Annotated in this window: 24 protein-coding genes; 11 read left to right on the top strand and 13 right to left on the bottom strand. The window is 61.7% G+C overall.

The window, feature by feature from the left end:
* Window positions 1-6 precede the first annotated feature (6 nt).
* Together ACNAOT_RS03850 and ACNAOT_RS03845 are read right to left on the bottom strand one after the other, a co-directional pair.
* On the bottom strand, window positions 7-1212 hold the full coding sequence (locus ACNAOT_RS03850; protein WP_420180096.1) for a NosD domain-containing protein: 1206 nt from the start codon (window positions 1210-1212) through the stop codon (window positions 7-9).
* A gap of 59 nt (window positions 1213-1271) precedes the next feature.
* Window positions 1272-1454 (bottom strand): hypothetical protein, encoded by a 183-nt coding sequence (locus tag ACNAOT_RS03845; RefSeq protein WP_420180095.1) that lies wholly within the window; start codon window positions 1452-1454, stop codon window positions 1272-1274.
* 407 nt (window positions 1455-1861) lie between these two features.
* On the opposite strand from ACNAOT_RS03845, the gene ACNAOT_RS03840 reads away from it, so the two are divergent.
* From ACNAOT_RS03840 to ACNAOT_RS03805, 8 genes are all read left to right on the top strand, one after another.
* On the top strand, window positions 1862-3139 hold the full coding sequence (locus ACNAOT_RS03840; RefSeq protein WP_420180094.1) for an ABC transporter substrate-binding protein: 1278 nt from the start codon (window positions 1862-1864) through the stop codon (window positions 3137-3139).
* A 72-nt stretch (window positions 3140-3211) separates the two neighbouring features.
* The gene (locus ACNAOT_RS03835) at window positions 3212-4099 is read left to right on the top strand and encodes a carbohydrate ABC transporter permease (RefSeq protein ID WP_091465247.1); all 888 of its coding nucleotides are present in this window, start codon (window positions 3212-3214) and stop codon (window positions 4097-4099) included.
* Window positions 4099-5064, top strand: coding sequence for a carbohydrate ABC transporter permease (locus ACNAOT_RS03830; RefSeq protein ID WP_420180093.1), 966 nt, complete (start codon window positions 4099-4101; stop codon window positions 5062-5064). The genes ACNAOT_RS03835 and ACNAOT_RS03830 overlap by 1 nt, the downstream gene beginning before the upstream one ends.
* 28 nt (window positions 5065-5092) lie before the next feature.
* Window positions 5093-6487: a NosD domain-containing protein gene (locus ACNAOT_RS03825; RefSeq protein ID WP_420180092.1), complete on the top strand. Its 1395-nt coding sequence runs from the start codon at window positions 5093-5095 to the stop codon at window positions 6485-6487.
* Window positions 6488-6557: 70 nt separating this feature from the next.
* Complete coding sequence (locus ACNAOT_RS03820; protein WP_420180091.1) at window positions 6558-7646, top strand: LacI family DNA-binding transcriptional regulator; 1089 nt, start codon at window positions 6558-6560, stop codon at window positions 7644-7646.
* A 48-nt stretch (window positions 7647-7694) separates the two neighbouring features.
* Window positions 7695-8642 (top strand): carbohydrate kinase family protein, encoded by a 948-nt coding sequence (locus tag ACNAOT_RS03815; protein ID WP_420180090.1) that lies wholly within the window; start codon window positions 7695-7697, stop codon window positions 8640-8642.
* Window positions 8635-10161, top strand: coding sequence for a glycoside hydrolase family 32 protein (locus ACNAOT_RS03810; RefSeq protein WP_420180089.1), 1527 nt, complete (start codon window positions 8635-8637; stop codon window positions 10159-10161). Before ACNAOT_RS03815 ends, ACNAOT_RS03810 begins: the two co-directional genes overlap by 8 nt.
* 5 nt (window positions 10162-10166) lie before the next feature.
* On the top strand, window positions 10167-10697 hold the full coding sequence (locus ACNAOT_RS03805; RefSeq protein ID WP_420180088.1) for a GNAT family N-acetyltransferase: 531 nt from the start codon (window positions 10167-10169) through the stop codon (window positions 10695-10697).
* Between the two features lie 5 nt (window positions 10698-10702).
* Here the strand turns inward: ACNAOT_RS03805 and ACNAOT_RS03800 are convergent, their stop codons facing one another.
* Together ACNAOT_RS03800 and ACNAOT_RS03795 are read right to left on the bottom strand one after the other, a co-directional pair.
* The gene (locus ACNAOT_RS03800) at window positions 10703-12838 is read right to left on the bottom strand and encodes a glycogen debranching N-terminal domain-containing protein (protein ID WP_420180087.1); all 2136 of its coding nucleotides are present in this window, start codon (window positions 12836-12838) and stop codon (window positions 10703-10705) included.
* Window positions 12835-13887, bottom strand: a complete 1053-nt coding sequence (locus ACNAOT_RS03795; RefSeq protein ID WP_420180086.1) for a glycosyltransferase family 4 protein — start codon at window positions 13885-13887, stop codon at window positions 12835-12837. Before ACNAOT_RS03795 ends, ACNAOT_RS03800 begins: the two co-directional genes overlap by 4 nt.
* Window positions 13888-14045: 158 nt before the next feature.
* Here ACNAOT_RS03795 and ACNAOT_RS03790 point away from each other — a divergent pair, with 158 nt between their 5' ends.
* Window positions 14046-14744: a DsbA family oxidoreductase gene (locus ACNAOT_RS03790; protein WP_420180085.1), complete on the top strand. Its 699-nt coding sequence runs from the start codon at window positions 14046-14048 to the stop codon at window positions 14742-14744.
* 97 nt (window positions 14745-14841) lie between these two features.
* On the opposite strand, the gene ACNAOT_RS03785 is transcribed toward ACNAOT_RS03790, so the two are convergent.
* The 7 genes from ACNAOT_RS03785 to ACNAOT_RS03755 all read right to left on the bottom strand — a co-directional run bounded on the left by ACNAOT_RS03785 (window position 14842) and on the right by ACNAOT_RS03755 (window position 22856).
* The gene (locus ACNAOT_RS03785; RefSeq protein WP_420180084.1) at window positions 14842-16380 is read right to left on the bottom strand and encodes an alpha-N-arabinofuranosidase; all 1539 of its coding nucleotides are present in this window, start codon (window positions 16378-16380) and stop codon (window positions 14842-14844) included.
* Between the two features lie 50 nt (window positions 16381-16430).
* Window positions 16431-17333: a carbohydrate ABC transporter permease gene (locus tag ACNAOT_RS03780; protein ID WP_179018836.1), complete on the bottom strand. Its 903-nt coding sequence runs from the start codon at window positions 17331-17333 to the stop codon at window positions 16431-16433.
* Between the two features lie 2 nt (window positions 17334-17335).
* Window positions 17336-18256, bottom strand: coding sequence for a carbohydrate ABC transporter permease (locus tag ACNAOT_RS03775; RefSeq protein WP_420180083.1), 921 nt, complete (start codon window positions 18254-18256; stop codon window positions 17336-17338).
* A 36-nt stretch (window positions 18257-18292) separates the two neighbouring features.
* Window positions 18293-19627 (bottom strand): extracellular solute-binding protein, encoded by a 1335-nt coding sequence (locus tag ACNAOT_RS03770; protein ID WP_420180082.1) that lies wholly within the window; start codon window positions 19625-19627, stop codon window positions 18293-18295.
* Between the two features lie 196 nt (window positions 19628-19823).
* On the bottom strand, window positions 19824-20825 hold the full coding sequence (locus ACNAOT_RS03765) for a LacI family DNA-binding transcriptional regulator (protein WP_420180081.1): 1002 nt from the start codon (window positions 20823-20825) through the stop codon (window positions 19824-19826).
* 121 nt (window positions 20826-20946) lie between these two features.
* Entirely contained in the window at window positions 20947-21738 is a 792-nt protein-coding gene (locus tag ACNAOT_RS03760) for a TIM barrel protein (protein WP_420180080.1), read from the bottom strand.
* Window positions 21735-22856 carry a Gfo/Idh/MocA family oxidoreductase gene (locus tag ACNAOT_RS03755; RefSeq protein ID WP_420180079.1) on the bottom strand — a complete coding sequence of 374 codons (1122 nt, stop codon included), beginning with the start codon at window positions 22854-22856 and terminating at the stop codon, window positions 21735-21737. The genes ACNAOT_RS03760 and ACNAOT_RS03755 overlap by 4 nt, the downstream gene beginning before the upstream one ends.
* 107 nt (window positions 22857-22963) lie before the next feature.
* Between ACNAOT_RS03755 and ACNAOT_RS03750 the strand changes: the two genes are divergently transcribed.
* Window positions 22964-23962 (top strand): LacI family DNA-binding transcriptional regulator, encoded by a 999-nt coding sequence (locus ACNAOT_RS03750; RefSeq protein WP_420180078.1) that lies wholly within the window; start codon window positions 22964-22966, stop codon window positions 23960-23962.
* Between the two features lie 48 nt (window positions 23963-24010).
* A complete protein-coding gene (locus ACNAOT_RS03745; RefSeq protein WP_420180077.1) occupies window positions 24011-24697 on the top strand; it encodes a TetR/AcrR family transcriptional regulator in 687 nt (228 codons plus the stop codon).
* Here the strand turns inward: ACNAOT_RS03745 and ACNAOT_RS03740 are convergent, their stop codons facing one another.
* On the bottom strand, window positions 24698-25375 hold the full coding sequence (locus ACNAOT_RS03740; RefSeq protein ID WP_420180076.1) for a LytR C-terminal domain-containing protein: 678 nt from the start codon (window positions 25373-25375) through the stop codon (window positions 24698-24700). It abuts the gene before it with no gap.
* Window positions 25368-25667 (bottom strand): type II toxin-antitoxin system VapB family antitoxin, encoded by a 300-nt coding sequence (locus ACNAOT_RS03735; RefSeq protein ID WP_011773432.1) that lies wholly within the window; start codon window positions 25665-25667, stop codon window positions 25368-25370. The genes ACNAOT_RS03740 and ACNAOT_RS03735 overlap by 8 nt, the downstream gene beginning before the upstream one ends.
* Window positions 25668-25753 lie beyond the last annotated feature (86 nt).

Genomic DNA, 25753 nt, shown 5'->3' with positions numbered 1-25753 from the left:
GGGTGGTTATGGAGTCGCCCTGAAGGAGTGGCTGCTCTGGAATGGTTGGAACTGAGCTTGGGTTCCGCTGTCCAGGACTTTGGTTCCTGTAGTGGACGAGTCGAGAGTGACCGTGTGCACCGCGATTGCTGACACCGTGTTGTTGGTGGCGATGAAGTTATTGTTCCCCGATGCCACCAGGATGATGGTGGGCGTCTGCCCCAATGGTTTTACGGACCCGGACGGGACGTCGAAGCTGAAATGGTTTCCCGTCACGGTGTTGTTGCTGCCGGCAATGTGCACCAGGCCGAAGAGGTCATCCAGTCCGTTGTTGTACGGTTTGAGCGGGTCGAATGGTTCCATCTGACGGAGAAAATGGTTTGCCCCCACAAGGTTCTCCGTACAACTCCCCTCAAAATTCACCATCCCGGGGTAAAAAGCATGGAATCGGTTGGACGTAATGGAAGATCGGGCGCAGTCCTTGAAGTGCACGCTGCTCTTCCCTCGTGGGAACACGTTGTTACCTGTCACCAAGAGGCCCCAGTGCCCCTCCGCGAAGATGGAGAACCCCACGAAGCCCGCGCCGATGAGGTTGTCCGTGACTTTCGAAGCCTGGCCTGAGCCCGTAAGTTCAATGCAAGAGCCACATTCAGCGAGGAAATTGCCGCTGACGCTGAGGGCATCCGTGTCCCGCACCACCAGGCCGTGCTCCAGGTACACCATGCCCATCCCTTCAACCCTGCAGGAATCGTTGGCAGAATCGAAGCGGATACCTGTCTTGCCATTGGTGTAATCGTTCTCGTTGGCTCCGAAAGAGACTCCGTCCAGGCAGAAGTTCTGGAACACCACGGAACTAAGCCGTGGATCGCCCGTCCGGAATACGCGGAAGGCGTCGCTGTTGCCATCAGTGTTTTCCACCCGGACTCGGCTGCCACCAGGATTAATTTCATGCCAAGCTGAGGTGTTGCCAGCGTTGTAGCGGATGCTCAGCGAGGTGAAACCGTGCCCGGAACCGCGGATAGTCAGGTAACTCACGTCCACGTTCACGCGGGTTTTAAGCGAGTAGTCTCCCGGCGGAATGTAGATCACGGCACCAGGCTTGGATGCTTGGTTGGTCTGCTGGCTCTTGATGTCAGCGATGATGCTGTTCATGATGAGCCCGATGTCGTTATACGGGGTTGCGCTTGGGTTCCCTGGAACGCTCCAGGTGGTGACGTCGTAGACAGTGGTCAAAGCTGCTTCTCCTCATCGTTGGGGTACTGCTTGAACGGTGTGCTGCACTGCTGATCGGCTTAGAGGACTCCAATAATTGCCCTGTGGCCGGACGTGACTGGCACCGGAGCAGGGGTCTGCTGCGGAGCGCGCGCCTGCGCCACCTCGGGCTTGGAAGAGAGTGCGACGGCGGCCGCGACTGCCGCCACCGGGAAGATCCTGAGGATGCTCCGTCGGCTGAGGGTGGTGGTTGGTGGTTTCACAGTTCTCCTTTGAAGCGTTTCCTTGGTGGCCAACTGGCCCGGCAAGCCTGAAGAGGCGCTACCCTTCCCGCCGAATGCGCCCGCGAGTGGAAGGGAGCGCACCCTTTGCCGCCAAATGCACCCACGAGGACTGGAGCGTGTAGCGGGAACGGGTGCGAGTTCCAAGTCTGGAAATTGCCAAAATTGCCAAAACGATTTATCGCGGGACTGGGAAAACAGTAAACGGCCTTGATGAAGAGTGTCAACGACAAAATCCTGGCGGCTTTTTTGGCAACAGCGCCCGGGCAAAGTGACGCTTGACACTCTTCAAGAAACAGCCCTACAGTGTTGCCAAGTCGTTTTGGCAAAACGATTCTTCACCCCAAACAGTCTTGCCATCCCGTTCGAGAGAAAGTGAGTCGACAGCGATGTCCACTCGAAACACCATCTCCAGGCTCGTCACCCTTGGCGGCGTCTGCACCGCCGTCGCACTCGCGGCTACCGGATGCGGCGCAGGGGGCCCGGCACCAACGTCGGGTAGCGCCGCAAGCACCGTCAACGTCTTGGTGGAAGCTGGCGGTCACGCCGAACTCACCGGCGTTGCCGAACAGTGCAAGAAGGACACCGGAATCGACGTCAACTTTGTGGAACTGCCTTACGACGGCATGTTCAACCGGCTCTCCAGTGAATTCTCTTCCGGCAACGTTTCCTTCGACGTCGCCGCGCTCGACTCCGTGTGGCTTCCGAGCTTCAAAGACGCCGTCCAGCCCATCGACGAAATCTTCACCGATGAGGCCAAGAAGGACATCTTCCCCGCGCTGGTCAAAGAAGCGAACGTGGACGGCCACTTCATCGGTCTGCCGGCGTGGACCAATGCCGAGATCATCCTCTACCGCCAAGACCTCTTTGAAGACGCCAAAAACAAGGCCGACTTCCAGGCAAAGTACGGCTACGAACTCGCCGCACCCACCACGTGGAAGCAGTACCAGGACATCTCGGAGTTCTTCACCAAGGACGGCATGTACGGCACGGATGTGAAGGGCGCCGTGGAAACTGAATGGCTTGCCCACGTCCTGCAGGCCGGCTCCCCCATGGTGCTCGACGGCGACAACGTAGTAATCGATAACGCAGCCCATAAAGAAGCACTCGACTTCTACGTAAGTCTGACAAAGTCGGCGCCTCCGGGCGCTGCACAGGTTGACTGGGCCGCAGCGCAGAACTTGTTCAACCAGGGCAAAACCGCCATGACCCGCTTCTGGGCGCACGCTTACCGTCAGATCCCCAAGGATTCACCGGTGGCAGGCAAAGTGGGAGCCGCAGCAATGATTGGCGGCAGCGCCGGCGTCGCAGGTGTTCCGGGACCGTGGTACCTGTCCGTCCCGAAGGCCACCAAGAACGCAGACTCCGCAAAGAAGTTCATCAAGTGCGCCTACGACCATAACGGCCTGGGCATTGAATCCAGCCTTGGCCTGGCCTCCCGCATCTCCGCGTTCGAGAAGTACCAGGACCAGCCCGGATACGAGAGCTTCAAGCCACTGATCGAAACCCTCAACGGCAAAGCTACAGCTACTCGCCCGGCAACGGCCAAGTGGCAGCAGATCGTTGACACCGTGCTGGTCCCGCTCCTGCAGAAGGCAGTGGCCGGCGGCGACTCCGCAACCCTCCTGGCCGAAGCCAAGAAGCAGATCCAGGACCTCCTCAAGTAAAGACTCCGCGGCCGGCACCCGGAACCATAAACCCCGTGTCGGCCGCGGCCCCAACCAGCAGAAGAGAAAATCGTGCGCATCTCCGATCGCCGCTTCGCCCTATACCTGATGACCCCGGCGGCGTTGTTCCTGGCCGTCTTCGTGGCCTACCCGCTGTTCCGCCTCATTGCAGACAGCTTCTTCAAGATCTCGCCCATCGCCGGCGGCCCGCGTGACTTCGTGGGATTCCAGAACTACGTCACCGCATTCGCCTCCGAAGCCTTCATGGGGGCAGGGTGGCGAACACTGGCCTACACCTTGGTGGTAGTCACCCTCGAGTTCGCCCTCGGCCTGGGAATGGCGCTCCTGTTCACCACGCTCGGGCGCAGCTCGCAGGTTTGGCGGACCGTCTTCCTGTATCCGCTGATGATCGCCCCGATCGTTGCCGGCTTGCTGTGGAAGTTCCTGATGATCGACAACTTCGGCCTCATCGGAACCCTCCTGCACCAGGCGGGTATCCTCTCCAACCCCAACCAGATCGGGTGGTTGTCAGATCCGAACATTGTGCTGTTCTCGGTGGCTATCCCGGACATCTGGCTCACCACCTCCTTCATGTGCCTCGTGCTGTTCGCCGGCCTCCAGAACATCCCCGGTGACCTCATTGAAGCTGCGCGCCTGGATGGCGCCAGGGCACCTGCGCTCCTGTTCCAGATCATCCTCCCGCTCCTCCGCCCGGTGATCGCAGTGGCGCTGGTTGTCCGGGGAATCGACGCCGCCCGCGCCTTCGACACCATCCTGATTCAAACCAACGGCGGCCCCCAGTCCGCCTCCGAAACCATGAGCCTGCTGATCTACCGCACCATGATCCGCTTCGGCGACCCCGGCCTGGCCAGCGCCATGGGCACTATCTACCTGCTGGCAATGCTCGCCGTCGCATTCTTCGCGGTGGCCACCATCTGGCGGCCAGGAAAGGACAACTGATGAGCTCCCGGACCGCGATTTCACGGAACCGAGCCGCAACTGAGGGCGACGTGACCAGCCAAGCCGCACAGCCGACGTCGAACGTCACCGCATCACAAGGCCCGCGCAAGCGCCGCGGCGTCAACCGCGAAGGGCTGGAAGCCGGACGCCGCAGCACCCGGACCATCCTGTGGATCCTGTTGGCAGTGGCCATGGTGCTGTATGGCTTCCCGTTCCTGTACCTGCTGTTTACCTCGTTCAAGACGCCGATCGACACCATCGCCGTTCCGCCCACTATTCTCCCCAGGGAATGGACGCTGGAGAATTACGCCAACGCGCTGGGGCGGAGTGGAGTACTGGCCTCGTTCATCAACAGCGTGCAGACAGCCATCATCAGCACCCTGTTGTCACTTGTCCTGGCTATCCCGGCCGCCTACGGCATCACGCGCTACAAGACGCCCAGCGGCCGTGTGTTCATCATGGCTGCACTGGTGACGCGTATGGTCCCGCCGGTGGCCATCGGCATCCCGCTGGCATCAATGATGTCCTCCGCAGGGCTCGCGGACACGCCCATCGCTTTGTCCATCGCCCACACCACCATCTCGTTGCCACTGTCCATCTGGCTCATGTCCAGCTTCTTCGAGGCCGTACCCCGGGACTTGGAGGAAGCGGCAACGGTTGATGGCTGCAGCAGGCTCGGAGCGCTCTGGCGGGTAGTCATCCCTGTGGTCTCCGGAGGCATCGCAGTCACCGCGATCTTCGCCTTCCTGGCCTCGTGGAACGAATTCCTGTTCGCCCTCCTCATGACCGCCATCCGCTCACAAACAACCCCTGTGGTTATCGCGAACTTCCAGACCCAGTTCGGACTGGACTGGGGATCCATGACCGCACTCGCAGCGGTCTACTCGATTCCCGTCATCCTCCTGACCCTCCTCCTGCAGCGCAAAATCGTTGCAGGCATGACGCTCGGTGCGGTTAAGGGCTAAGGAAATCTTCAAGCTAAGAGAGGACCCCATGTCCAACAGCAACCACTACGACGTCACCACGTGGCCAATAGGTAACGCATCCGAGGACGTTGGTGAAGTCATCAACAGCATCATCGCGGACATCAAGGCCCGCCAGACGGTCACGGATGAGAACGACGGCGGCAAGCCGGGAGCGGTGATTTACCTTCCGCCCGGGGACTATCACCTCCGCACGCAGGTGGTCATCGATGTCAGCTTCCTCAAGATCCAGGGCTCGGGGCACGGCTTTACGTCCTCGAGCATCCGGTTCAACGTTCCCGAGGAAGAATGGCCGGACCTCCATGAGTTGTGGCCAGGCGGAAGCCGCGTCATCGTCGACATTCCGCTCAGTGGCGACTTGCCCGGCAAGGACGAATCCAAGGGCGCCGCCTTCTACATTGAGCGGAGCGGGAGCCCTCGAATCAGCTCAGTTGAATTCTCCAACTTCTGCATCGATGGGTTGCACTTCACCCCGGATGGCTCAGGGCTGCCCGCAGAGAACAGCTACGTGAACGGCAAGACCGGCATCTATGTGGCAAGTGCCAATGACTCCTTCCGGGTAAACGCGATGGGATTCGTCTACCTCGAGAATGCGCTCACCATCTATAAGGCGGACGCCCTTTCCCTTCACGACAACTTCATTGCCGAGTGCGGAAGCTGCATCGAACTCCGTGGCTGGGGCCAGGCGTCCAAGATCACCGACAATCTAATGGGGGCCGGATTCAAGGGTCACTCGATCTATGCCCAGAACCATGGCGGGCTCCTGATCACTGCGAACAACATCTTCCCCCGCGGTGCCAGCAGCATCCATTTCGACGGCGTCACCCGTTCAAGTGTGTCCAACAACCGCCTGCACTCGTTCTATCCGGGGATGGTGGTTCTCGCAGGGAACAGCTCCGAGAACCTCGTGGCCACCAACCACTTCCTTAGGGACCACGAACCCTGGACTCCCTTCCTGGGCGTCGATAATGGGCGAGATGACCTCTACGGGTTGCTGAGCATCAGTGGCAACAACAACTCGGTGATCGGCAACCACTTCTCCGAAATAGTGGACGCAGAGGGCATTCGACCATCGGGGGCCACACCCGTGATCATCCATCTGGCAGAGGGCGCAGGCAACTTCGTCTCCAACAATCACGTGGTTGCCATGGACGTTCGCGCCGCGTCCAGTGACTCTTGCTTCTCGGCCCAAGTGGACGCGCTGTTGACCACCGGGGCTTCGGAGGGCCTTGCAGTGACGGCGGTCCTGGTTGATGCAGCCTCGGCTCGGAATACCATCCTTGATTCCGGAAATGACGCCCAGGTGATCGCAGACAGGAGCGTCAACGCTGTGAGGGCCACGCCGACCATTGGTTTCGCGGCAGAGACCGCCCAAACGAGCCAGGCAGCGGGTATTCATCGATAGCCTACTGGGACGAGTAAGCCGAACGTAGGATCAGCAACAAGCATCAACACCATGAGGACGTGGGAAAGCTATGACCAAAAGATCTGTAGGTATCAAAGACGTGGCCGCCGCGGCCGGTGTCTCTGTCACCACCGTCTCCCATGTCCTCAACGACGTTGCTTACGCCCGCGTAGGTACCGAAACCAGGGAACGGGTCCACGAAGCGGCCCAGCGTCTGGGTTACGGACCCAATCGGTTGGCCCAGGCCCTTCGCACCCAACGTTCGGGCATGATCGGTTTCATCAGCGAAGAGATTGCCACCACTCCGCACGCAGGCAGGATCATCCTCGGGGCCGAGGAAACGGCGCGGGCCCGTGGGTACAACATCATGATCATCAACTCCACCAGCACCGGTTCCCAGGACTCGCGTGAAAGCGACGTCGCTGACCTGCTGGATCGGCAGGTGGATGGCATCCTGTATGCCACCATGTACCACCGAAAGCTGTCCGTTCCCAAGAATCTGGCGGGGGTTCCGGCGGTCCTGGTGGACTCCGAGGACATCAACCACTCTGTTTCCTCAGTCATCCCCGATGAAGCAGGCGGCGCACGACTCGCGGTGCAAACCTTAATCGACGCCGGACACACGCGGATCGGCATGATCAACAACACCGACGACGTCCCGGCAACGCACTCCCGGCTGAAGGCTTTCAAGGACACGTTGGCCGATGCCGGACTGACGTTTCATGACGAGTTGGTCCACTCGGAACTTTCCGAGGTGCCGGGCGGCTACCAAGCGGCACTGCGTCTCCTGGAATCTCCCAACCGGCCCACGGCCATCTTCTGTTACAACGACCGCATGGCCATGGGTGCCTATAGGGCGGCCGCGAAACTTGGGCTGCGGATACCCGAGGACCTTTCAATCGTGGGATTCGATAACCAGCAGCTCATTGCCGAAAATCTCTACCCCTCGCTGACCACGGTCGCCCTTCCGCACTATGAAATGGGCGCGTGGGCAACAAAAAACCTGATCGACGCCATCGAGGGAAAAAAAGACCTGCAGCTGTTGACCGCCCACCCCACCGTTCTTCCCTGCCCTTTGGTCCTGCGTCATTCCGTGGCCTCCCCACCGACCGGTGCGGGCGGCAGTAATGCAGAAGTGACCGCACGCACCAACACCTGACTCCATCTGCGTCCAGTCCCGGACGCCCTTGACCACAAAGGACCACCAATGCACAGCCACCCTGTCCCCTCCTGCCCTGAAACGGATGTCCTGGTAGTCGGTGAGGCCCTCATCGACATCATTGACACCGCAGCGGGAGCCGTCGAGTTCCCCGGTGGTTCGGGGCTAAATGTTGCGTTCGGGCTCGGCAGGTTGGGTATCAGCACCTCATTTCTCACCGCACTGGGCAAAGACCAGCGCGGCGCGCGAATCCAAGAGCATCTGGCGAGCGCCGGAGTGTCCATGCTGCCGGGGGCCGAGCATCTCCCGAGGACTTCCACCGCCACGGCACTCTTGGACAGCAGCGGCTCGGCGGAATATGACTTCGACATCCATTGGGAGCTCCCGCCTCTGAGTCTCCCGATCCGCCCAAAGGTGCTGCATACGGGCTCGCTGGCTACCTTTTTGGAGCCGGGAGCAACGCAGGTCCGTGCCTTGTTGGAGTCGTTCTCCGGCATGATCACGTACGACCCCAACATTCGTCCGACGCTCCTCCCCGACCACGGTGCGGCTCTCCGAACGTTCGAAGAATCAACAGCCTTGTCCACCGTGGTGAAACTCAGTTCAGAAGACGCGCAGTGGCTTTACCCCCGGTGGTCCCCCACCGCCGTCGGGCACCACCTTCTTGGCCTTGGGCCGGAAGCGGCGATCATCACTGATGGCGGTTCCGGCTCCTACTTGTGGTCCAAGACCGCCAACGTCCACGTGCAGGCGCGCGCTGTGATGGTCAAAGATACCGTGGGGGCCGGCGATTCCTACATGTCCGCCCTGATCGCAGGACTGGTGGAGGACCCCCAAGGAGATTTCGACGCCGCCAAGCTCACCCGCTTGGGCACGGCCGCCTCCCTCGCTGCGGCCATCACTGTAGGACGGCACGGAGCCAACCCTCCAACACGAGCCGAACTGGCCGAATCGCTGGAACTGGCGCACACTTCCCGAAAGAACTCCAATGACTGATACAACGACTCACGCTGCCGCTCCCGCAGAACACTCGGATTTCATGAGCCGGCCGGTACTTCACTACACGGCCAACAGCACTTGGCTCAACGATCCCAATGGACTCGTGCTTTACCAAGGCGTTTACCACCTCTTCTACCAGAACAACCCCTTCGACAACGTCTGGGGCAACATGTCCTGGGGCCATGCAACCTCGGAGGACCTGCTCCACTGGAACGAGCATCCCGTAGCCATCGCCTGTGATGATCGGGAGGACGTGTTTTCCGGAAGCATCGTGGTGGATGAGGGCAATACGACCGGCTTTGGCACCCCGGAAAACCCGGCCTTGGTTGCCATCTACACCAGTGCTTTCAAGGAAGGTTCGGGACTCGAAGGGACTCAGGCCCAATCTCTCGCCTTCTCCACGGACGCGGGAATGACGTGGCAGAAGTACGCGGGGAACCCGGTCCTCAATCGGGGCTCGGCACATTTCCGCGACCCCAAGGTGTTCCGGTACGAGGATGCGTCGGCTTCATTCTGGTTGATGGTGGCGGTGGAGGCACAGCACCAGCAAGTTGTCCTGTACCGCTCGGCCGACCTCAAGGAATGGGAGTACCTGAGCACGTTCGGGCCAGCCAATGCCACGGGCGGCGAGTGGGAATGTCCTGATCTCTTCCCCCTTCCCGTCGACGGAAGCCCGGACCACGTCAAGTGGGTCCTGGTAGTTAACATCAACCCCGGTGCCGTGGCAGGAGGATCGGGCGGACAGTACTTCGTGGGACATTTCGACGGGGTTCAGTTCACCGCAGACAGCGATTCATTAGTTGAGGACGGAAATACCAACCTGAGGCAGTGCCTATGGCTCGATTGGGGGCGCGACTACTACGCAGCAGTCTCCTTCAGCAATGTTCCAGGCAACCGCCGCATCATGATTGGCTGGATGAATAACTGGGACTACGCCAATTCCCTGCCCACGTCCCCGTGGCGATCCAGCATGTCGCTGGCCCGCGAGGTTGAGCTGGCTACCATCGACGGCCGGCCCCGCTTGGTCCAGCGCCCCGTGCTGCCGGCCGAGCTCGGGCCAAGCATCTACACCATGGAGGACCAGGAGATTCACGATTCCACGGTGGCATTGCCGCACACAGATCCTGCTTCAGTCCAGGTGATTGACGCCGAGATCCTGCCCGGATCTGCCGGAACAACCACCCTGAGTCTTTTCGGCGCGTTGGGCGGGGATGCCGCCACGCTTCTTATTTTCGAGGCCGCCACAAGCCAACTCATCCTGGATCGCCGCAACTCCGGCAACACCGCCTTCCACGAAAAGTTCGCATCGGCAGAGTCTGCCCCCGTGACCCTTGAGGATGGCGTGCTCAGGCTCCGTGTGATCGTCGATCACGGCTCCGTGGAGGTCTTCGCACAAGGTGGCAAGGTTGTCTTGACCGATCTGGTGTTCCCCGCATCCGGGAATCTGCGCACCCAACTCAGCGTGGAGGGTGGCACGGCTATAGTACGTAAACTCACGGTCTCGGCCGTATCCTGACTCACGTGACTGAAACCATCCGCACCGCAACAACGCACGACGCCGGGAAGCTGGCTGAGCTTGCCGCCGTCACCTTCCCGCTGGCATGCCCGCCCGGCTCCTCGCCGGCGGACATCCAGGCACACCTTGAGAAAACGTTGAGTGAGGCCAACTTCGAGGATTACCTCGCCGACGCCAACATCACAGTTCTGGTGCTCGACGACGACGGACAGCTCAACGGGTACACGATGCTGATTGCCAAGCCGGCCAGCGACCCGGACGTCGCCGCGGTGCTCTCAGCGCTCCCGTCCACGGAACTGAGCAAGTGCTACGTCCACCCCGACCACCACGGCAAGGGCGCCGCATCCCGGCTTATCCAGGCATCGTTGGCCGATGCAGCGGACAAGGGCGCAGCGGGGGTGTGGCTCGGCGTCAACAGCGAGAACGCGAAGGCCATCCGCTTTTATGAGAAAAGCGGCTTCCAGCGGGTGGGCACCAAGACGTTCAAGCTGGGCGACACGGTGGAGCACGACTTCGTCATGGAGCACGATCTGTAAGAGAGCTAGCCGAATAAATCCCCCGCCAGCGGCGGCCGGGGATCCGAACGCAGTTCCAGCCCAGCGGGCAGCCCGGTCACCGTCCCGGACGAACCAGAGGCCTCGATGGTGATCCGCGAACGCCCCAGCAGCACGTTGTCGGCTTTGAAGGTGCCCAAGGAGTCGGGCAGGATGGGCGCCAGGTGCAGCACGTTCCGGGTGAAATCGGGATCGAACCGCAGCAGGATCCGGGCGAGTTGGACGGGTGCCGCAGCCGCCCACGCTTGCGGGGAACACGCCGTCGGATAGGGAACCGGCTCGGCAAAATCTCCGCGATCGAAGCCGCAAAAAAGTTCCGGAAGCTGACCGCCAAAGTGTTCGGCGGCGTCGAACAGTCCGCTCGCAACCCGGCTCGCCTCCTTCACAAAGCCGTACCGCATGAGTCCTGTGGCGGCGAGTGCGGTGTCGTGGGGCCACACCGAGCCGTTGTGATAGCTGACAGGGTTGTAGGCGCCCATGTCGGATCCCAAAGTCCGGAGGCCCCACCCGGTGAACATCTCCGGCGACATCAGCCGCTCCGCCACAAGTGGCGCTTTGTCCTCGTCCACAATCCCCATACACAGGCAGTGCCCCATATTGGACGTGCACGAATCCACGGGTTTCTTGTCCTTATCCAGTGCCAGCGCAAAATAGCCCTGGTCCGGGAGCCAGAAGGCGTCGTTGAAAGCAGCTTTCAGCGCTGCGGCGCGATCCGCGCAACGGCGCTCGACGGCGGTATCGCCCGCCGCCCGGGCCAGCAGCGACCGTCCCACATAAGCGGAGTAAGCATAGGCCTGCACCTCGCACAGGGCTATGGGCGTTTCCGCCATCCGGCCGTCGGCGAAGTTGATGCCGTCCCAGGAGTCTTTCCAGCCCTGGTTCACAAGTCCATGCTCGTTAGGCCTTTGGTACTCGATGAAGCCGTCTCCATCGCGGTCCCCGTACTGTTCCAGCCATTCGATGGCCCGGTCAGCGTGCGGGAGCAGGGACTCGATGATGTCCGAACCCAGACCCCATCGACTGAGCTCGCCAAGTGTCGAGACGAACAAGGGTGTCGCGTCGGCTGTTCCGTAGTAGGCGGTCCCGCCCAGCGAGAGTCCGGCGGTGACGCCGAGCCTGACCTCGTGAGGGATGCGCCCGGGTTCTTCCTCGGAATCCACGTCCACTTTGCTGCCTTGGAGCGCGGCCAGGGTCTGCAGGGTTCCGGCGGCCAGCCGAGGGTCCACCATGAGGGACATATAGGAGGCGAGGAGGGAGTCGCGTCCGAACAGTGCCATGAACCAGGGTGCTCCGGCCGCCACCGCCACGCGGTCCGGATGCTCGGGGTCAAAAATGCGCAGGGAGCCCAAGTCGCGTTGGCTCCGCTCCAGGACCTTCTCCACCTTGTGGTCCGTCACGGCGATCCGGGGAACGTGCTCTTCCCAGGCAACGTGGCGGCGAACGCCCGGGGTGTGGTGCAGCGGTGTGGTTTCGGTGAAGGGATCGTTGGGCCCTTTTCCGTTGACCAACGGGAGGGCAATGATGCTGGTGGACCACTGGCTGCGTGCCGGGATATTGATGTGGAACCGTAAGCCGTCGTCGGACACCTTGGCCCCGGAGGCCCGGAAAGACACGCCCCGGCGTTGACCGCTGGAGTGGAGGGAGTCGATGTGCAGTTCTTTCTTATGTGCTTTCCTCGTGGGTGCTCCGGCTTTGTTGGTCCGGCCGCCCTTGACGTCGAAGAGGTCCGCCAGGTCGGCGTCGATCAGCAGTTCAATCTCGCAGGGCGCGTCCTGCCCGGAGTAGTTCCTGATGGTGATGTCGTCCCGGAGCCCAGCACCGACGTGGCGTTGATGCTGAACTACCAGGGGGCTGTCGAACCTCCCGTCCGCTGAGCATGCCCTGCCCACATACTCGGCCTGGAAAGCAGTGGGGTTCCGTGCCACCAGTGGTTCCCGGAGTGCGCCGTTGATCCTCAGGATCCATCGCGACACGATCCGCGTGTCCTGATAGTAGGTACCTTGGGAGCCGCCGCCGTGGATGTCGCCGGAGTGCGAGGAAATGCAAAAGGATGAACCTTCGACGACGGTCACGGCACCCAGTTCGGACGCCCCCGCTTCCGTGTCTTCGTTCCAAGCGGTCATGGCCGGAAGGCCTCCTCGGGAAGAGGTCTTGCTTGGAATCGTTCGATCACTTTGGCATAGAGGTCCAGGTGATCGGCTGCCATCCGTTGCGCGCTGAACGACTCCTCTACTGAGCGTCTGCACACCTCGCGGCTCAGGTCCGGGATGCGGGCAACGGAGTCGGCCAACTCCTTTGCAGCTCCTACAAAACCGGTGACGCCATGCCTGACGATTTCCGGGGCCGCACCTTTGGGCGTCGCCAGCACAGGGGTTCCCGTGGCAAGGGCTTCGATCATCACCAGCCCAAACGGTTCGTGCCATTGAATCGGGTTGAGCAGCGCCATCGCATTGCCCATCAACGCGTACTTCTCTGGATCGGACAGTTCGCCCACAAACTCTTCGTTGGATCCCAAAGAGGGCTGCACCACATCGTGGAAGTAGCCCTGCTCATCCGGAGCGTGCATCTTTGCGGCGATCCGCAGGGGCACTCCTGCTTCCCGGGCGATGGCCACCGCCTCCATCAGCCCCTTGTCCGGGCACATACGGCCCACAAAACAGGCGTATCCCCCGGCACCGTGGCCGACGCTCACTGCCGAGAGGTCGATCCCGTGATGGATGACTGCGGAGATCTCAAGGTCCTCCACCCGGCTGCATTGATCATGGGAGATGGCGATGATGGCGGTGTCCTGTGCCATGTCGCGGTACAGCGGCGCGTAACTGGGCGACAAAGGTCCGTGAATGGTGGTGACTACCGGGATGCCCGGTGGTCTGTGCGCATATAGCGGGCCGGCCAGGGTGTGGTCATGGATGATGTCCACGGCCCGCAACTCCGCGTAGGCCTTGATGACGTGCCCCAACTCGCTGAAGCTCAGCCCCAGGTCCTCCGGAACGGATGGACCAAAGCCCGGGATTTGGGGCACAGGGCAAGAACTGTCCGCTGCCGTTGCCAGCAGGACTTCGTGGCCGGCGTCGGACAAGGCCCGCGCCAACGCATCCACTACACGCTCTGTTCCGCCGTACTTTTCGGGCGGTACGGTAAACCAAGGTCCAACTATGAGTCCGATGCGCACGAGATCTTCTCTGTGTAGACCCCCAACCCATAGGCTGTCTGCATAACCTGCTTCCAACATATTCTTGAGCGGCCGCCCCGGCAACACCCTTTGGGCAGGTGAGGAAACTAACAGCAGGCTCCCGGAATGTCGGGCCACGTCAGGGCGTTGCAGCCAACATGAAGATTGAGATCTGGTCAGACGTCGCGTGTCCGTGGTGCTACATCGGCAAGCGCCGTTTTGAGAGCGCCCTGGCACAGTTCCCGCACCGCGATTCGGTGGACATCGAGTGGAAGAGCTACCAGCTTGACCCCTCCATCCCGGAGCACTACGACGGCACGGAGCTGGATTACCTGAGCAAGCGCAAAGGTATGGCTCCGGAGCAGGTCAAGCAAATGTTCGCGCACGTCACCGAGACCGCCAAGGGCGAAGGACTGGATTACCACTTCGACAAAGTTGTTGTGGCCAACAGCTTCACCGCCCACCGCCTCATCCATTTGGCCGCCGCCCACGGACGCCAGGACGCCGCCAAGGAACGCCTCCTCAGCGATCACTTCGAGCACGGCAAGGACATCGGCAACCATGACTACCTCACGGAACTCGGCGCAGCACTTGAGTTGCCCGCCGGCGAGGTTGCCGAGCTCTTCACCTCCGACAAGTACGCGGACGAGGTCACGCAGGACATCAACGAGGCCCGCGCCATCGGCGTCACCGGGGTCCCGTTCTTCGTCATCGACCGCAAGTACGGCATCTCCGGTGCCCAGCCGGTTGATCTCTTCAGCGAAGCACTGAACCAGGCATGGCAGGAAGCCAACCCGCTGATCCCCATGGGCGCCTCCGACGCCGAGGCCTGCGGCCCGGACGGCTGCGCAGTCTAAGTAGCCCCCGCCGTCGTGCGTTTGCCCATGTAAGTCGCAGCAGAGCGCGTTATGGACGTCCATAACGCGCTCTGCTGCGACTCAGTTGGGTGCGTATCTAGGCTTTCACCACATCAAGCTCGACGACGGCCCACGACAGGGCGGGCAGCGTCAGGCGGAGTTCGGAACCGGTCGCCTTCACACCTTCCAGCGCCGTCAGGCCAACACGGCCCGGCTGGTCCTGGGAATTGATGGTGAAGCGGTCGCCGTCCTCGGGGATTTCAAGGACTTCGGCGCGGAGCACCTGGCGGGCGTCGAAACCGCGCAGGGCAACCTCGACGTCGGCAGCTTCTTCCAGTCCGCGGTTCGCGAAGAAGAGTGCGACCCGTCCCGTTTCCTCGTTCCACGTAGCGCTGACGTCCACCAGGTCCGTGTCTCCGAAGCGGTTGTTCGAGTACATGTCCGAATCCACCGAGAGCCGCAGGATCTGGCCCTTGGCGAGCTCGGCCATCCGCGCGAACGGGTGGAAGATGGTCTGCTTCCAGGCCGGTCCGTTCTCTTCCGAGAGGATCGGCGCGATCACGTTGACCAACTGGGCCTGGTTGGCGATCTTCACGCGGTCACCGTGGCGGAGCAGGGAGTTGAGCAGCGTCCCCACCACCACGGCATCGGTGACGTTGTACTTGTCTTCAATGACGCGCGGGTGCTCGCGCCATCCGGCCTTAATCACGTTGTGTGGCTGGTCCTCGGTGTCCAGGCCGCGCTGGTACCAGACGTTCCACTCATCGAAGGACAGGTTGATGTGCTTCTTGTGCTTTCCCTTAGCACGCACAGCGTCCGCCGTGGCGATCACTGATTCGATGAAATAGTCGGTATCGACGGCGGAGGCCAGGAAGCTGCCCACGTCGCCTTCGTGCTCGTAGTAGTAGGCGTGGAGCGACACGTAGTCCACTTCGTCGTAAGTGTGCGTGAGGACTGTCTGCTCCCAGGCACCGAACGTCGGCATTCCGGAGTTGGAGCTGCCGCAAGCCACCAATTCAAGCGAGGGGTCCACGAATCGCATGGCCTTGGCTGCTTCCTTCGCCAGGCGTCCGTACTCGTCGGCGGTCTTGTGGCCGATCTGCCAGGGCCCGTCCATCTCGTTGCCCAAGCACCAGAGCTTGATGTTGAACGGGTCCTTGTGGCCGTTCTTGGCGCGGAGATCGGACAGGTAGGTTCCTCCGGGGTGGTTGGCGTACTCCACGATCTCGCGTGCAGCGTCCACTCCCCTGGTGCCCAGGTTGATGGCTTCCATGATTTCCGTGCCGGCCTGCTTGGACCAGTCCACAAACTCGTGCAGGCCAAAGGCGTTGGTCTCCACGGTGTGCCAGGCTCCGTCCAGCCGACGTGGCCTGTTTTCGCGCGGGCCGATTCCGTCTTCCCAGTTGTATCCGGAAACGAAGTTGCCGCCGGGGTATCGGATGACGGTGGCGCCGAGTTCTTTGACGAGCTTGAGGACATCCTGGCGGAAGCCGTTCTCGTCAGCCTCGGCGTGCCCGGGCTCATAGATGCCGGTGTAGACACAACGGCCCATGTGCTCCACGAAGGAGCCGAAGAGTCGTCGGGGTACCTCGCCAATGGTGAAGTCGCGGTCGAGGGTGATGCGTGCGCGGGACATGTATCTCCTTGGTTGTGTTCAAAATCTGGTGGTTAGTGAGAGGCTGCCGGTCAGGTTCCGGCGAGTCCCGTCGTCGCAACGCCCTTGATAATTTGGCGCTGGAAGAAGAGGAAGACGACAATCAGCGGCAGCGCGGCGAGCAATGCGGACGCCATGTTCTGCGCGTATTGAATGCCGTAGGCGCTCTTGATGGTCTGCAGGCCGACCGGGAGGGTGAGCAGGTTGCCGTCATTGGTGGCGATGAACGGCCACAGGAAGTTGTTCCACGCGCCGATGAACACGAAGATCGCAACCGCGGCCAGGATGGGTCGGGACAACGGCAGGATGATTTGGGTGAAGATCCGCAAGCGGCTGGCGCCGTCCATCACGGCCGCTTCCTCGAGTTCACGCGGGATCTGGTCAAAAAACTTCTTCAGCACGAACACCATGGCGGGGTGGATGACCTGCGGCAGGATGATGGCCCACGAGGTATCGATGAGGTTCAGCGCCAGCATTTGGTAGAAGAGTGGGATGATCAACACCGGCGGCGGGATGATGATGGAGGCGATGATCACCGTCATCAGCACCTTCTTGCCCTTGAAATCGATCCTCGAAAGCGCATAGGCGACCAACGCCGAGATCACCAGGGTGATGGCCGTGATGGCCGCCGAGGTGTAGAGCGAGTTCCAGGTCCACAGCGGGATGTTGCCGTCCTGGAAGACCTTGACGAACGCTTCGGGAGTGAAGCCCGACGGCGGCAGCCATGTCACGTCCGGAGCTGCGGCATCCGTCTCGGTCTTGAAAGCGGTGGCCGTGGCCCACGCGAACGGGATCAGCCACAGCACCGCGATGAAGGCAGCGACGACGATGGCCGCGATCCTGCCAACGGTCAGCTTCTTGCGGGGCTGGCGAAGTTTGAGGCTATTGCCGGTGGTGGTACTGGGTGCGGGACGGGTCAGGGTAGGGGTTGCCATAGTTATGCACTCCTGCGGCGGGCGATGACGAACTGCATGGTCGAGATGACCACGATCAGTCCGAAGAAGATGTAGGAGATGGCTGCCGAGTAACCCAGCCGGTATCCGGTGAAACCGGTTTCGAAGATGTACTGCACCACGGGCCGGGTGGATCCTCCGGGTCCGCCGGCGGTCATCTGGTACACCTGATCGAAGATCTTCAGCGATGCCAGGATCTGGAGCAGCACGATCATCACAGTGGTGGGTGTCAGCTGCGGAAGCGTGATGGAGAAGAACTGGCGCCACGCCCCCGCACCGTCCAGCGAAGCTGCCTCATAATGCTGCGCGGGGATGTTCTGCATCGCGGCCAGATAGAGCAGGAAGTTGAAGCCCACGGTCCACCAGAGAGTGGCGATGACAATGGCCCACATGGCCACGTTGGGGTCATTAAGCCAGGCAACGCGTGGGAGGCCGATGCCTGTCAGGAACTCGTTGATTAGGCCAAGCTGCGGGTTGTACATCCAGGTGAAGAACAGCGAAACCACTGTGGAGGCCAGCAGGTAGGGCGCAAAGTAGGAGAGCCGCCACAGCCACTGGGCTGGAAGCCCGATGTTGAGCAGGGCGGCCATGACCAAGGCAACGAGGACCAACGGGACGGTGCTGATCACCGTGAAGTAGAGGGTGTTGCCCAAGGATCGCCACATATCGGCGTCGGCCAAGGCTTCGGCATAGTTCGCGAAGCCAATCAGATCGTCATTGGCGCCGGTAAGGGACTTGCCCGTAAGGCTCATGTAGAAGCCGTAGAGAATGGGCCAGACGAGGAAAACGAGGAAGAAGACAAGGAACGGGGTGGCAAATCCCCAGCCGCTCAGGTTGCTTCGGGTGCGGCTCCCGGGTTTGCGCAGACTCTCCGGCCTCGGCCGGGACAGCGTAGAGGTACTCATTCAAGAACTCCTTTGGTCGCTCGGTGGGTGGGCCGGTTAGACGGGGTTGGGACGGGAGAGGAGAGTGTTGGTGCGTTGCTCGAAGGCAGCCCATCCCGCGGATGCCTTGTCCCTTCCCAAAAGGACGTTCTGCACGGTCTCCGCGAAGTAGGTCTGCCAGTCCGAGCCGGAACCGCTGAACCAGGACTCGGGATCGTAGGCAATGATGTCCGCCGCGTTGGCGTAGTGAATCTGGGGCGTGAGTTCGCGGTAGGCCTGTGATTGGACCACGGGCTGGAAGCCAGGAATATGTCCGGCTTCTGCCCAGGACAGGGATCCCTTGAGGACATCGGTGACGAACTTGTAGACGTCCCGGCGCTTGTCCTCATTCAACTTCAGTTGCCGTGGGAGGACGAACGAGTGCGAGTCTGCGTAAGAGGCTGGTGTTCCGTACAGCGTAGGAATAGTGGCCGCATCTACGGGTATTCCGGCCTTCTTCATGGTGGGCAGTTCCCACACGCCGCTGAACAGCATCCCTGAGCCCCCGCGGGCAAACTCCGCGATGCCCGTGCTGATGTCTCCGGCTTGGGCTGCAATGGTGTCGTCAAAGAGGGATGCCATGAACTCCAGCGATTCGATGGCCGCGTCCCGGTCCACCTTCATGGGCTGCCCTGGTGTCAGTTCCATGTCCGCGCCGTGTTGCTTGTAGAGGGTGTAGAACAGGCGCCACATTTGCGAACCACTGCCGAGATAGCCGAAGGACAGGCCGTGGGCCTTGGTGACCTTCTGCATTTCCAGGGCCATCGCCTTGAATTCCTGGGGCGAGGTCACTTCCTGTAGCTGGCCGTTGCTGCCCAGCACTCCGGCCTTGCCTGCGATATCCGTGTTGTAAAACATGACGAACGGGTGCGAATCCAGGGCGATGGAGAAAACCTTGCCGTTGTGTTGGCTTTTCTCCCAGATCCTGGGGGCGAAATCGGAGGCGCTGACACCGTTCTCCGCAAGCAGGTCCAGATCCCACGGCTCAATGAGTCCGCCCGGTGCATATCCGGGAACCCGGCTGGCATGCATGATGGCCACCTCGGGAGGGCGGCCTCCGGCCGAGGCCATGGCCAGTTTGGTGTAATACGGCGGACCCCAGGCAAGCACTGTGGGGTGCACCTTGAAACCGGCATTGGCTTGGTTGGCGCTATTGATCATGGCCTGCATCTTGATGCCATCACCGCCGGAAAGCAGGTGCCAGAACCCGATGTCCTGGACTGCAGCGGCCTGGGCCGCACCTCCGCAGCCCGTGAGGCCGGTGGCCAGGAGGCCTCCGCCAAGAAGGGCCGATCCTGTCAATAACTGTCTCCGGGACAACTGTTTCCCGGTCAAAGATTCAAACTGCTTCACCCGTCACTCCTTTGGATGGGTCCGCTGAAAGGTCACTGCTTCACTGCGTTGCTGCTGCGCAAAATCCGGCTCCGGCGCGTCCCCACACTCGGGTAAAGGTTGGCCCGGGGGTGACGCAGGTCTCACATTACATCGATGTAAAGTGCAGGGCAAGAGAAAATTGTTAGCGCGCACAATTTAGTGGCAGGCTCTCGTTTCAGCCTCTGCTGCTGTCCCGCTCCACGATGGCGTAGTCGATTTCAACCAAGCGTTGCCCGTGGGACCTGTCGGACATACGTTCGGTCAACAGGCGCAAGGCCTCCGTGGCGATTGCCCGTTTGTCGAAGGACACGGTAGTCAGGGAAGGTACCGCAAATCGTCCGTCGATCACGTCGTCGAAACCGGCTACCGCGATGTCATCCGGAACGTGTAACCCCCTCTTCCACAAGGTATTCAGGGCACCGATTGCCATGGAGTCCGTAAAACAGAACAGCGCCTCGGGCAAGGGATTTGCGTCCAGATACCTAGCCAGCGCCTCAGCCGCTGAAGCAGGCGTCCAGCTGTCGCAGGAAATCAGCAACGACTCATCCTTGGCAATTCCCAGCATCTGGAGTGCAGCCTCATAGCCGCCCGCCCGCTGGATCGCCGTAGCGGATTGCCTTCCGCGATTCACACCCAGAACTGCGATGCGCCGGCGTCCGGGCCTGGCCAAAGCGAGGGTCATGTCCCGCGCCGCAGCGAAGCTGTCCACAAAGACGCGGTCGGCCAGCTGCTGTGTCACTTCGCCCAGGAGAACAACCGGTGGCAGTGCGACGCCTACCTGCACGGCACTCTCCTTGAGCACCACGGGGTTGAGAATCAGTCCGTCGATGAGGTTTGCCCGCGCCCGTGTCATCAACTCATGCTCACGGTGCGGGTCGGAGCCGGTTTCCTCGATCTGCACGCTGAAACCTTGCTCGTGGGCAACTTCTACAATGCTTTGGGCAATCTCCGCAGAAAAGGGAGTCGCCAGATCCGGCAGCGCCAGTCCAATAACACCCGAACGGCCATTGCGCAGTCCGCGCGCCGAGAGATTGGGGACATAATCCAGTTCCGCCATCGCCTGCTCAACCCTGAGCCGCGTGGGGCCGCTTACGGGCACGATCCCGTTCATCACGTTCGAGACCGTTTTAGGCGAGACCCCTGCACGGCGCGCTACGTCTTTGACCGTTGCGCGCAAGACGCCCCCTAGCTGCTGTTGGCCGGCGCTGCTGTTGACCGGTTTTCCTTGATGCTACGCGAGATTTTGCCCTTTGACGCAGTGCACTATCGCCCATGGCAAGCGCGCCGACCGCTCTTGGCTAGCTTTCAAAGGCCGCACGGAAAGCCGCCAGTGCGGTGTCTCCTGCTTCCAGGCCGGTTCCTCCGGCGGCCTGCGCTTCGAGACCGACAACCCCGTCGTATCCGGCCGTTCCAAGAGCACTGGCGATGACGTGATAGTTGATTTCCCCCGTGCCGGGTTCGCACCGGCCGGGGACGTCGGCCACCTGTATTTCTCCTATCCAGGGCAACGCGGCACGGATGAGTTCGATCAGGTTGCCCTCACCAATTTGGGCGTGATAGAGGTCCAGCATCATCCTGACGTTGGGGTGGTTAACCGCCGAGACCAGCGCCAGCGTGTCTTTTGCGCGTGCCAAGGGGATGCCGGGGTGGTCCAGCACAGTGTTCAAGTTCTCCAACGCGAAGACCACTCCGTGCTTCTCGCCCAATGCCGCCAGGCGTTCGAGCGTGCGCGCACCGGTCAGCCACATCTCGCCGGTAGATCGGTGAACGGGGCGGACGGCCCGGCCGCCTTCCCCGAGCTCTGCAGGGTGGACCACCATACGCTCGATACCAAGTTCAAGCGCGACAGGAATCAGTTTCTCCGCCGATGCCAGCACCTCGTTGGCGCTGGCGGGATCAGTGAGGCTACCGCCAAAATAGCCGCTCATAGACGAGAACCGGGCACCAGTTGCTGCCAGGGCCGCGATGTCCCGGCCCCGGGTGTCCCACAACTCCACCTCAAAGCCTTGCTCATGAATCCTCTTTACGCGCTCCGTCAAAGGCAATTCGCCGTAGAGCATTTCAGCGCAGGCAGCCAAGCGGAAGCTCATGCTTCATCACCTACGGTGTGCAGTGCGGGTTCCGCTGGACGCAATTCGGCAATTGTTGCCACGTCAACCGGCAGCCCGGTTTGGGCTGAACGGGAGGCGGCCAAGGCCACGGCCAAGGCGTTCCGTGCGTCGGTTCCACCGGCAGCTTGGGCGGCGGGAGCTTGGACACCGTCACGGTCAGCTTTCACGGAGTCCACAAAGTGGACGAGTTCAGCCGTATACGCATCGTGAAAGAGGTCCACGTTCAGGCGGACGGTGGACGCATTGATGCCGGCAGCGGTGTAACTCATGGCCGTGCTGGCCTGCGGGCCTCCCGCTGTCACCATCCCGGCAGAGCCAAAAACTTCTCCCCGCACGTCATAGCCGTAGAGTGCATTGAAGTTGGCCTCAGCTACAGCAATGGCTCCGTTGCTGTAGGTCACAGTGACTACAGCGGTATCCAACAGGCCACCCTCTTTTGCTTCAGGCGCTACCAGCGCGTCAGCCACGGCATGAACGCGAACAGGGACAGCCCCCGGGTTCAGCCAGTTCAAGGTGTCGAAGTCGTGAATGAGGGTCTCCAGGAAGATGGTGCCCGGCGGAATCCGCTCCGGGTTGGCAATCCCGTCCGGGTTGCCGGGATCGCGGGTCAAGGACCGCAGCAACTGCGGGGTTCCTATGGCACCGTCATCAATGAGCCTGCGGGCGGCGGCGAAGTCACTTGAGTAGCGGCGGTTGAAACCGAACTGGACCATCACACCCGCAGCCTCTGCTGCGTCCAGTGCGTCATCGAGTTCTTCCACGGTACGGCCGCCCGGCTTTTCGCAGAATGCGTGCTTACCCGCCCGCGCAGCCGCGGCGATCAACCCGGCATGAAAGCGCGCCGGCGCAGCGATAAGAACAGCGTCCACATCAGGATCGTTCAGCACATCTGCCGGGTCACTACTGATCTTGGCAACGCCCAGGCGGCCGGCGAGTTCCTCGACGGCCGGAAGGGCAGGATCCGCGATTGCTTCAAGCCGGGCATTGGGGATGCGGTGCGCAACGGACTCAGCGTGGAAGGTTCCGATCCATCCCGCTCCGATCAGTCCGATACGAACGGGCCGGTCCTCGGTGACCGGATGCTGAAGGTAACCCATGGTAGCTCCTGAAATAGTCTTCTAGATCGTTCTAGTCGCACCATCCTGACATGTCATTCGCCCGACGTCTAGATCGTTCTATAGACTGTTTGCACCCAGGAGGAAATATGTCGGAATTGCAGCGCCGCCCTACTTTGATGGACGTAGCCGAGGCTGCCGGCGTCTCCCGTGCCTTGGTTTCCATCGTGATGCGGGGTGCACCAGGCGCGGCGGAATCGACGCGGCAAAGAGTATTGGAGGCGGCCCGCCAACTCGGATATCGGGCAGACTCCCGGGCGAGGCTGCTGCGGAGCAGCAGGACCAAGCTCCTGGGCCTCATCTTTTCCAGCTCACAGGCCTTTCACGCGGAAATTGTGGATGCCGCCTACGCTGAAGCCTCCGCCAGGGGCTATGAAATAGCCCTGAGCGCGGTGGCCAGCGGCAGGCCCGAGGCGCGCGCCATTGAAACCTTGCTGGATGTCGGCGCCGAGGCATTGATCATCATCGCGCCCACCCTCAACGTGGAGGACCTCGCACTACACGCCCGCCAAGTGCCGGTGGTGAGCCTCCTTCGCGACAACGTGGGCGACCTCGTGGATTCGGTCAGCAGTGACGATTACGCAGGCATCGCGATAGCCGTTGACCATCTGGTTGGTCTCGGCCATAGCCGGATCGTCCACGTCGACGGCGGCGCTGCCGTCTCTTCGGACAGACGCCGGGAGACGTACCGCACGGAAATGATCCGGCGCGGGCTCCGACCCGTGGTTGTCCCTGGTGGTCCTGGAGAAGAGGATGGCATGGGAGCCGGGCAGATCCTGCAGGCTCATCTGCCCACGGCTGTCATCGCCTTCAACGACAGGTCGGCCCTCGGCATCATGGAGAGCTTCAGGGCCGCCGGAATCAGCATTCCCGCAGATGTATCGGTACTCGGCTATGACGACAGCCATTTCGCCAAGCTCAGTTACGTCCAGTTATCTTCCATCAGCCAGGACGCTCCGCTCCTTGCCGCCGCCGCCGTTGGCCGCGCCGTGGACCGGATCGAGGGGGCAAAGTCACCGGGCAGCGTGGTCCGAACGCCGCACCTGGTCCTCCGCAAAACCACCGCCCGGGCACCAGCAGCAAGCTGATGCTGAGGCCTCACAGCTCTTAGTGACAGATCGCTGTAAAGTGTCTATATGCCAAGGATCACGGCCGCCACGAATGCTGCCCAACGCGCCGAGACCCAACGTCGGATTCTGACCGCTTTTGGAGAGCTCCTCTTCACCCACGGCCTCCCGGGACTCACCATGACGGATGTCGCCCGGCACGCCGGCGTGGGACGCACCGCGGTCTACAACTATTACGCGGATATGGAGCAACTGCTCATTGCGTACGCCTTGGACGAGACCGAGCGTTTCATCGTGGACCTCCGCGATTCACTGGCTGCGCTGGAGAACCCCGTTGACAGGCTCGCCCTCTATGTCCGGGCTCAGGTGGAGGATCTCAGCCGCCGCCACTTGCCGCCAGGACCCGCCATGGCCGCCGTCCTCTCCCCCGGTTCCTTCGCGAAGCTCGCAGACCATGTGGGCGACCTGAACGTCCTGCTTCAGGACATCCTCCAGGACGGCGTGGAGCAGGGCTACCTTCCGGACACCGACGTCGCCCAGTTGGCGCGGCTCATTCATGGAACGCTTTCCGCCAGCGCCGCACGACGCAACCGAACGCCCGACGGCGGGACTCCCCCGCCGCCGCCAGCCTCCGGCGTCGAGCTTCACACGGCACAAACAGTGCGGTTCATCCAGTTGGGCGCGGGAGCCCGCTTCGACGAGGCCGGCAAGCCAGTGCGCTTGGAATCGCCGGCCCACGACGCCCTCGCCAGCTAGCTACTGATCCGCGGGTAGCGTGGGAATGATGGGCCACTTGGAGTTGTCCGCAATGCGCAGGTCCTCACGCGGGCACTGCAGCATGCCGGGAGTCTGGTCCACCAATTGGGGCTCCACCAAGCCTTCGAAACCAGGCGTCAGGATGACATCCACGGACTCGTCCTCACGGTTGTCTTCGAAGTAGTCCGTTCCGGCAAGATTCCGCTGGACGTTGAACGCCGCTGCCTGGCCCTTGACCCCGGAGACCACCACTCCAACGCCTGAGTAAGCGGTATCGCTGTTGTCGACGGAGGCCACCTTGTAGCCACGCGCCGTGAACTGGTCAGCAACTGTGCTGGCCAGCCCGGCGCGGGACGTGGCATTGAAAACGTTGAGGGCCACGGTCTCGTTGGGGACGTAGTCAAACGTGGTGGTGGGACAGAGGCTGGTGGGCGCTTTGCTGGCGATTGAGCTGGGAACCTTGACCACGCCGTTCATGATCGCCCACGCACCAACGGCTCCGGCCGCTATGACGCCAACCAGCAGCACCAGGACGATTCCATGGAACAGCCGCCGCCGGAAGCGGCCTTTGTGCGCCTGGGCGTCCTCGACAAAGGTTGCCCGAAGCTCCGGGCCCGTCACTACATGGTGGCCGTGGAGCTGCGTCACATCTTTGGGACGCCGGCGCTTGCTAGCCATCGATCACCAATACGCGTGCGTGAATGGCCGTCCGCTGATGGAGCGCCGTACGGACCGCCCTGTGAAGCCCGTCCTCGAGGTACATAACGCCTTGATACTGGACGACGTGCGGGAACAAATCACCGAAGAAGGTTGAGTCCTCAGCCAACAGTGCCTCCAAGTCCAGGGTCCGTTTGGTAGTAACGAGTTCATCGAGGCGGATAGGACGCGGGGGCAGGGCAGCCCAGTCCCGCGGCGCAGAGTATCCATGGTCAGGGTACGGGCGTCCCTCGCCCACAGCTTTGAAGATCACTCTGCAAGCCTATGGAAGAAGCCGCGCTAACGGAACTTGTGACCCGCAGCACAGGCACCTTGTGGCCAAAAGGTGACTATCCGACG

Source organism: Paenarthrobacter sp. TA1.8, from assembly GCF_048595705.1.
GTDB lineage: Bacteria > Actinomycetota > Actinomycetes > Actinomycetales > Micrococcaceae > Arthrobacter > Arthrobacter nitroguajacolicus.
This window is presented reverse-complemented; position numbering and strand designations above follow the sequence as displayed.